At 72.8% G+C, this 6,447-nt stretch carries 5 protein-coding genes; 4 read left to right on the top strand and 1 reads right to left on the bottom strand.

Features of this window, described 5'->3' with window-relative positions:
• Positions 1–434: 434 nt before the first annotated feature.
• Complete coding sequence (locus ACFVGY_RS29890; protein WP_385683002.1) at positions 435–1,556, top strand: DUF5937 family protein; 1,122 nt, start codon at positions 435–437, stop codon at positions 1,554–1,556.
• 174 nt (positions 1,557–1,730) lie between these two features.
• Complete coding sequence (locus ACFVGY_RS29885) at positions 1,731–3,284, top strand: M28 family metallopeptidase (protein WP_385682999.1); 1,554 nt, start codon at positions 1,731–1,733, stop codon at positions 3,282–3,284.
• A gap of 118 nt (positions 3,285–3,402) precedes the next feature.
• Here ACFVGY_RS29885 and ACFVGY_RS29880 read toward each other — a convergent pair whose 3' ends face one another.
• Positions 3,403–4,374 carry an SAM-dependent methyltransferase gene (locus tag ACFVGY_RS29880; protein ID WP_385682996.1) on the bottom strand — a complete coding sequence of 324 codons (972 nt, stop codon included), beginning with the start codon at positions 4,372–4,374 and terminating at the stop codon, positions 3,403–3,405.
• Between the two features lie 107 nt (positions 4,375–4,481).
• Between ACFVGY_RS29880 and ACFVGY_RS29875 the strand changes: the two genes are divergently transcribed.
• Together ACFVGY_RS29875 and ACFVGY_RS29870 are read left to right on the top strand one after the other, a co-directional pair.
• A complete protein-coding gene (locus ACFVGY_RS29875; RefSeq protein ID WP_385682993.1) occupies positions 4,482–5,684 on the top strand; it encodes a sensor histidine kinase in 1,203 nt (400 codons plus the stop codon).
• A gap of 52 nt (positions 5,685–5,736) precedes the next feature.
• Positions 5,737–6,447: a response regulator gene (locus tag ACFVGY_RS29870; protein WP_385682991.1), complete on the top strand. Its 711-nt coding sequence runs from the start codon at positions 5,737–5,739 to the stop codon at positions 6,445–6,447.

Raw genomic sequence — 6,447 nt, 5'->3', positions numbered from 1 at the left:
GCGGCCCCCCCCCCCCCGCGCGGCCCCGCCCTTTGTTCGTTGTTGCTCGCGGGTTTGGTTGGTCTCCTTTTTGTTGGGGGGGGGGGGGGGGGTGGGGGGGGGCCCCCCCCGGCCGTCCAGGACGGCCCGGAACTGCTCGTAGCTCCGGGCCGCCCGCACCACGGCGACGTCGTCGCGACCCGGCGGCGGGGGCATGGGGGCCCCCTGCTGGGACGCCCGGTACGTGTCGATGAGGTACTGCTCGATCGCTGTCATACGTCCACCCTGAACCCTCCGGCGGCAGACCGCGCGTCGATTGACGCTGCTGGTCAATCGACGCCCTGACCAGCAGCGCAGGCCGCACGGCCGGCCTCCGGGAGACAGCTGGCGGGGCGGCGCCGCGCCGGTGGCGGCGGCACAGCCCGATCGGGGCCGGCGGCGGCCAGAATGGGCCGATGAGCGTCACCATCGACATCGCCGGGCTCCCCGACGAGCACATCTCCTTCGCCATCTCACCGCTCGCCGAGCTCTGCATGACCCTGCACGCGCTCTCGCAGCCCGCCCACCACCCGGGGCTCGCCTCCTGGACCGCCGCCACCGCCGCCGGGCTCGACCCCTGCCTCGCGGACCGGCTGCTGGAGGGCGACTTCATGTGGCGCAGCTCCTTCTCCGACATCTTCATGGCCTTCGCCGGCATCCCCGACGGCACCGGGCTGCCCGCCGCGACCCTGGCCGAGGAGCTCGACGTACTCGACGAGCTGGACGACGAGCGGTTCGTGATGGCCGCCCTGGAGCACTGCTGGCTGGCCCTGTACAACGAGGGCGGCGGGCCCTCGCCGCTGACCGACGCCGGCGCCCGGGCCAAGGTGCTGGAGACGGCCGCCGCGCGCGGCCCCGGCCGGTTGGAGTTCTCGCTGCGGCTGCTGGACGACACCACCGGCGTACGGGTGTGGATGCGCCGGCTCCTGGAGGACTGCGACGAGGCCTTCTTCGCCGAGACCTGGCGGCGGATAGAGCCCGAGCAGACCGCGGACGCCCGGCACAAGACCGAGGTGCTGCGCCGCAGGGGGCTGTCCGCCGCGCTGAAGGAGGTCTCCGCCGCCCTGAGCGTCGACGAGGCCCGCACCACCATCACCGCGGACAAGATGGTCAACGGCACCGCAACCGCGACCGATCCGGAGATAGGCCCCGGCCTGGTCTTCATCCCGACGCACTTCGGCTGGCCGCACCTGCTCGTGCTGCACGCCCCCGGCTGGCGGCCGGTGGTCCACTACCCGGTCCGCAACCCCGAACTGCCGTCCCCCGGTTCGGTGGAGCTGCTCCAGCGGCGGATGGAGGCGCTGGCCCACCCGATGCGGATGCTGCTGTGCCGGAGCCTGGCCCGCGCGCCGTACACGACGAGCGAGCTGGCGACCGTACACGGCATCACCCCGCCGGAGGTGTCGCGACACCTGTCCGCGCTGAAGAAGGCCGGACTGCTCCATACGCGGCGTCAGGGACGGTATGCCCAGCACCAGTTGGATCTGGGGGTCGTTGCCCGGATCGGACCCGACTTCATCGAGGGCGTCCTGCGCTAGCGGTGGCCGGTTCCTTACTGCGCAGATGCACCGATATACGGAATTCACAAACCGGAATCAGTGAAAACTCTGGCCAGATCCGCCTGCTCGTCTATAACGTGCGTCCACCACTCCCCCCACGTACCGCGCATTGCCGTCCGTCTGTCTGCTCGCACCTGTCGTGGAAGGACCTTCATGCCCTCACGCCGCATAGCCGCAGCGACCGCCGTCCTGGCCGCTGCCACCCTCGTCTCGCCGCTGCTCCTGGCCGGCCCGGCCGGCGCCACCAGCCCGCAGAGCGACGCAGCCCGGGCGGACGCACTGGCCAGGAAGCTGGTCAAGGACTCGACCGGCAAAGGCGCCTACAACCACCTGAAGGTCTTCCAGTCCATCGCCGACTACAACAACGGCACCCGCGTGGCCGGCTCCAAGGGCCACGTGCAGTCCGCCCAGTACGTCGAAGCGGTGCTGAAGAACGCCGGGTACCAGGTCTCGCGCAACGAGTTCGAGTTCACCTACGTCGAAACCGTCGCCGAGACCCTGAAGGTCAACGGGGCGGGCGGCCGCGACGTGCCGATCGAGCTGATGACGTACACCGCGAGCGGCCCCGAGTCCGGCATCACGGCGCAGATCGCCGCGGCGCCCGTCGACGCCGACGGCACCAACGGCTGCGAGCCCGGTGACTTCGCCGCGGGCGCCTTCACCGGCCGGATCGCCCTCGTCAAGCGCGGCGGCTGCACCTTCGCGGTCAAGCAGGCCAACGCGGCCGCGGCCGGGGCCGTCGGCGCGATCATCTACAACAACACCGACGGCGCCCTCAACGGCACCCTCGGCGACCCGAACGCGGGCAAGATCCCGACCGGTGGCGTCACCCGGGCCGACGGCGAGAAGCTCGCCGCCGAGGCCGCGGCCGGCCCGGTCGAGGTCACCCTGGACATCCGCGAACTGCGGGAGCAGCGCAAGACGTTCAACGTCATCGCCGAGACGCAGGGCGGCGACGAGAACAACACCGTCTTCCTCGGCGCGCACCTCGACTCGGTCTCGGGCGGGCCGGGCATCAACGACAACGGCTCGGGCTCGGCCGGCATCCTGCAGGTCGCGCAGCGCCTCGCACACGACCAGAAGAAGATCAAGAACAAGGTGAAGTTCGCCTGGTGGTCGGCCGAGGAGTTCGGCCTGCTCGGCTCCGAGGCGTACGTCGGCGGCCTGACCGAGGCGCAGAAGAAGCAGATCAAGCTGTACCTGAACTTCGACATGATCGGCTCGCCGAACCCGGCCTACTTCGTCTACGACGGGGACAACTCCGACGGCGTCGGCGCCGGTCCGGGCCCGGAGGGCTCCGCCCAGCTGGAGAAGGGGATAACCGACTTCCTCGACTCAAAGAACATCCCGCACGAGGGCACGGACTTCACGGGCCGCTCGGACTACGGCCCGTTCATCGAGGTCGGCATCCCCTCGGGCGGCACCTTCACCGGCGCCGAGGGCATCAAGACCGAGGCGCAGGCGGCGAAGTTCGGCGGGCAGGCCGGCGTGGCCTACGACCCGAACTACCACGCCAAGGGCGACGACCTGACGAACATCGACCAGAAGGCGCTGGACATCAACGTGGACGTCATCGCGGACGCGGTGGGCCACTACGCCCACGACCTGGCGCCGCTGGCGAAGCCGGTGGTCTCGCAGCCGACCGGCGGCGGCGCGGGCAGTGGCGGCGGCCTGCACGACGGGCACGGCAACGAGGTGACCGAGTAACGGGGGTGACCGGGTAGCGGGGTGACCAGGTAAGGCGGAAACCCGGTTGCGCGGAACCGGGGGCGCCAGTCGCCCGCGAGGGAGAGGAGGGGCCGGCCCTGCCGGCCCCTCCGGCGCGTCAGTGCGGCCAGGCGGCCACGCCGACCGGCTGCACCAGCCAGCCGAAGTCGCCCAGCCCGCCGCGGGCGGTGAGCTCGGCCGCCTCCCCTGCCGCGGCCAGGGCGCGGACGTAGCCCACCGGGTCCGACGAGGCCAGCGCGAGCGGCGGCCGGGCGCCCGAGACGCCGAGCGCGGCCAGCGCCTCCCGCTGGGTCAGCAGCACCGCGCCCGGCCCGGCGCAGGAGTCCAGGGCCACGTGGGCGGTGACGTCGCAGCTGCCGTCCGGGACCGGGGCCACCTCCCGGCCCTCCCGGAAGCCGGTCAGCGTCCCGTACGCCGGCCGCGTCCCGCGGGTGTGGGCGTAGTCCACGGCCACCGCCAGGCCCCGCTCCAGGGTCGCGACGGCCGCGGCCCAGGCGCCGTCCCGCGGCCGCCCGATCTCGGCGCGGCCGGGCCCCGGCCACCACCGCTCCAGCCAGGCCCGGTCGGCGGCGCCGACCTCCGGGCCGCGGCTCTCGGTGCCGTCCGGCGCGACCAGCACGTAGTGCCCGTCCTGCGCGACGTCCAGGGGGACGTTGTCCAGCCACTCGTTGGCGAACAGCAGCCCCGTCGTCCCGGCCGGCGGCTCGGCCGCCCACCGGATCCGCGGGTCCAGGCCGCGCGGCCGCCCCGCCTTCTCCACCGCGTACGGCCGCACCCGCGCGGCCACCGGCGCCGGCAGCGCGGCGAGCACCCCGGCCAGCAGTTCCCCGCGCCCGGCCCCGACGTCGACCAGGTCGAGCCCCTCCGGGCGGCCGAGCTGCTCGTCCACCCGGCACAGCAGCCGGGCCACCGCCCCCGCGTACAGCGGCGAGGCGTGCACGGAGGTACGGAAGTGCCCGGCCGGACCCGGGCCCCCGGGGCGGACGTAGAAGCCGCCGGGCCCGTACAGCGCGGCCTCCATCGCCGCCCGCCAGCCGACCGGACCCTCGGTTTCGCCCTGAATGCTCATCCCCCACAGGCTAAGGTCGTCCTCCACCTTGCGGAGTACACCCCCGGATCACGGATCGCACCTGTGGTTGACTCCAGCACCTATCTTCTTTGCCTACGCTGGGTTACGTGCAGCGCCTCTACGACTTCCTCCGCAGACACCCGACGGGCGTCGACACCTTCTGGGCTGTCCTCCTGTCCGGGATCGCCATGCTGGAGGTCGCCGGCAGCGGCTCCTACGACACCGCCGCCAAGCTGATCGCCGTCCCCTCGGTGATCGCGATGGGCGCCGTCGTCGCCCTGCGCCGGAAGTGGACGCGGCAGATGTTCTGGCTGGCCGTCGGCGCCGGCGCCTACCAGCTGCTGGCCGGCGTCGAGGCGCACACCGCGGACTTCGGCATGCTGGTCGTCCTGTTCACCGTGGCCGCCTCCGCCGAGCTCCCGCGCACGCTGTCGCGCGCCGCGCTCGGCATCGGGCTGGCCGCCTCCCCGCTGTACGCACTGCGCTTCCCCGTCGACAAGGGCGACAGCGTCAACAACGTCCTGCTCGTGCTGTTCGCCATGGTCCCGTTCGCCCTCGCCTGGGTGCTCGGCGACTCCCTGCGCACCCGCCGCGCCTACTACGCCCAGCTCGTCGAGCGGAACCAGCGGCTGGAGAAGGAGCGCGAGGCCCAGGCCAAGGTGGCCGTCGCCGCCGAGCGCGCCCGGATCGCCCGCGAGCTGCACGACGTCGTCGCGCACAACGTCTCGGTGATGGTAGTGCAGGCCGACGGCGCCGCGTACGTCATGGACGTGGCGCCGGACCAGGCCAAGGAGGCCCTGCAGACCATCTCCGGCACCGGGCGGCAGGCGCTGGCGGAGATGCGCCGGCTGCTGGGCGTGCTGCGCACCGGGGAGCCGCAGGAGTCCGAGGACTACGTGCCGCAGCCGGACGTCGAGCAGATCGAGGTCCTCGTCGAGCAGGTCCGGGCGGCCGGTCTGGACGTCGACTTCGAGGTCGAGGGCGCCCCGCGCAAGCTGCCCAGCGGCGTCGAGCTGACCGCGTACCGGATCGTGCAGGAGGCGCTGACGAACACGCGCAAGCACGGCGGCCCGGAGGCCAGGGCGAGCGTCCGGCTGGTCTACTTCGACGACGGGCTCGGCCTGCTCGTCGAGGACGACGGCCGGGGCGCGGCCCACGAGCTGTACGAGGACGGCGGCGCCGACGGCGCCGGCCACGGGATGATCGGCATGCGCGAGCGGGTCGGCATGGTCGGCGGCACCCTGGACGCGGGCCCGCGCCCCGGCGGCGGCTTCCGCATCAGCGCACTGCTCCCGCTGAAGAAGGGCTGACGTGGCCCCCACCACCGGTCCGGCGGACCGGACCGCTGCGTATGCTCGCCCCATGACTGCCTCTGACGCGCCCACGCCGGCTAATTCCGTAAGGGTCATGCTCGTCGACGACCAGGTGCTGCTGCGCACGGGCTTCCGCATGGTGCTCGCCGCCCAGCCGGACATGGAGGTGGTCGCCGAGGCCGGCGACGGCCTGGAGGCGCTGGAGGTGCTGCGGTCCACGAAGGTGGACGTGGTGCTGATGGACGTCCGCATGCCCCGGCTGGACGGGGTCGAGGCCACGCGGCGGATCTGCGAGCGCCCCGACCACCCCAAGGTGATCATCCTGACCACCTTCGACCTGGACGAGTACGCCTTCTCCGGGCTGAAGGCGGGCGCCAGCGGCTTCATGCTCAAGGACGTCCCGCCGGCGGAACTGCTGGCCGCGATCCGCTCGGTGCACAGCGGTGACGCGGTGGTGGCCCCCTCGACGACCCGGCGCCTGCTGGACCGGTTCGCGCCCATGCTGCCGACCGGCACCAAGGAGCCGCAGAACAAGGAGATCGAGCGGCTGACCGAGCGCGAGCGGGAGGTCATGCTGCTGGTGGCCCAGGGCCTGTCGAACGGTGAGATCGCGGGCCGGCTGGTGCTTTCGGAGGCCACGGTCAAGACGCACGTCGGCCGCATCCTGACCAAGCTGAACCTGCGCGACCGGGTGCAGGTCGTCGTCCTCGCGTACGAGTCGGGCCTGGTCCGGGCGGGTGGCGGCGCCGGCGCCGCATAG

Origin of the sequence: Streptomyces sp. NPDC127106 (assembly GCF_042677605.1) — a bacterium.
Classification (GTDB): Bacteria; Actinomycetota; Actinomycetes; order Streptomycetales; family Streptomycetaceae; genus Streptomyces.
This window is presented reverse-complemented; position numbering and strand designations above follow the sequence as displayed.